Annotated in this window: 2 protein-coding genes; both read right to left on the reverse strand. The window is 49.8% G+C overall.

The window, feature by feature from the left end; genetic code table 11:
* Positions 1-840: sigma-54-dependent transcriptional regulator (locus tag HMPREF9442_RS08915; RefSeq protein WP_008627726.1), on the reverse strand; the 840-nt coding region annotated here is incomplete at its 3' end.
* Positions 833-2034, reverse strand: a 1202-nt coding sequence (locus HMPREF9442_RS08920; RefSeq protein ID WP_008627728.1) for a hybrid sensor histidine kinase/response regulator, incomplete at its 5' end; no start/stop codon positions are given. The genes HMPREF9442_RS08920 and HMPREF9442_RS08915, both read right to left, overlap by 8 nt.

Raw genomic sequence — 2034 nt, forward strand, 5'->3', positions numbered from 1 at the left:
TGCCGCTTCCAGATCCTCGTTGGTGGCGGCGATGATGCGGACATTGAAACTTCTGTCCGATTTGTCACCGATCGGACGATACCGCCTCTCTTGTATGGCACGGAGTAACATCTGTTGGGTTTCCAACGCGAGGTTGCCCACCTCGTCCAGAAACAGCGTGCCGCCTTCCGCCTCATGGAAATAGCCTTTCTTGGCACAGTCTGCTCCTGTAAACGCTCCCTTGACGTGTCCGAAGAAAGCTGAGGGAGCAAGCTCTTTGGTGAGTGAACCGCAGTCCACCGCCACGAATGGCTTGACTGCCCGCTTGCTCTTGTCGTGCAGGTGGTGGGCAATATGTTCCTTACCCGTGCCGTTCTCTCCGAATATCATCACGCTCATATCGGTAGCGGCTACCAGCCTTATACGGTGCATGATTTTCTGAAATGCGGAACCTTCACGGGCAAACACGGGCATACGGCGTTGTCCCGCCTGTCGTTCTTTCTGTATGGAACGGAGAAGAGGGACCAGTTTATCTTCCACAAGCTGTTTGGGGATATAGTCTATCGAACCGAGCTTCATGCTTTCCACGGCGGTATGCACTTCGGCATAGTCGGTCATGATAATGAAGGGTTGCATCTTTCCCTCCTTTCGCATCCAGCGCAAAAGGTCTATACCGTTACCGTCAGGCAGACGCAGGTCGGCAACCACGATGTCATTATCCGTTGCCTGTTGCAGATGTTTCTTCGCTGTTGACAGGTGGTAAGCCTTCACGGTGCGGTAGCCCTCCCGTGACAGCATATTGCAGACATATTCGCAATACACGATGTTGTCTTCCACCACAATTATTTTTGTCTTATCCATCTTCGTATTTTCTCCTTTCCTCTTCTGCCAACCGGATTATTTCCGCTCCTTTTTCCAACACGGCAGTCACAGCACGGCTTAACGCTTCACCATCCGGGAGTGTATCGCCATGAAGCAATCCGTAAAGTTCCCTTAGCGGTTGGTCGGCACGTAGTACTTCCCACGAGCTGCGCAGGTGGTGTGTAAGAGAATCCAGCTTTTGCAGGTCTTTCTCTATTGCCGCATCCCGTACCGCCTGCATTTCTTTTTCAGTTTCCGTCATCAACTTATCCAGCATGACGGCTTCATTGCCGTAAGACAACAAGGCTGAAAAATCCGGTTTCCCGTCCGGTGTTTCTTTTATGGCACACCTGTCGGAAACCTCCATTAACTCCGATATGGAGAACGGCTTGAACAGGCATCCGGCAAAGCCTTTTGCCAATAGTTCCCCTTTGTTACAACTGCCCGAAGCGGTTGCCACAACCACCGGGATTGTTGGTGAATTGCCCACGTTGGACGAACGCAACAATTCCAGCAATTCGAAACCGTTTATACCGGGCATATTCAAGTCTGTCAGCAACAGGCTGTATTCTTTCTGGCGTATCATTTCCATCAGTTCCGCAGCATCGGTGCAAGTGTCGCAGTGTATTCCTTCTTGGGAGTACATCTCTTTCAGCATCAGAAGTAATACCTCATCATTGTCAATGGCGACAACATCATGGAATTTATTGTTATGATAAACAGGTGTATTGCTTGTATATCCAAGCTGTTCTTCAGCTTCCTGCATAGAAATTTCAACTGTGAAACGACTGCCTTTCCCTTTCTTGCTGTCCAAACGGATTGTTCCGCCAAGCATCGACACAATATTACGCATTATGGCAAGCCCAAGCCCGAAACCCTCCTTTGCGGCGGCATTTGATAGACGTTCAAACGCACCGAACGCTTGTTTCTGTTCCTCTTCTGTCATGCCTGTACCTGTATCTTCAACGACCAGTGTCAGAACTCCGTTGTTATAGTCAGTCGTTAAAGAGATACCGCCTTCCTCCGTGAATTTGACAGCGTTTGACAGCAGGTTATTCCCGATTTGTATTATTCGCTCTTTGTCGGTCAATACAATGGCATCGTGTCCAGTCTTCACGGACAAGGACAGCCCTTTGTTCACGGCAACAGGCATGAACTCCGTTTCAAGTGTGTGCGTGATTGCAGAAATCCGGC

This window comes from Paraprevotella xylaniphila YIT 11841, assembly GCF_000205165.1.
Taxonomy (GTDB): domain Bacteria; phylum Bacteroidota; class Bacteroidia; order Bacteroidales; family Bacteroidaceae; genus Paraprevotella; species Paraprevotella xylaniphila.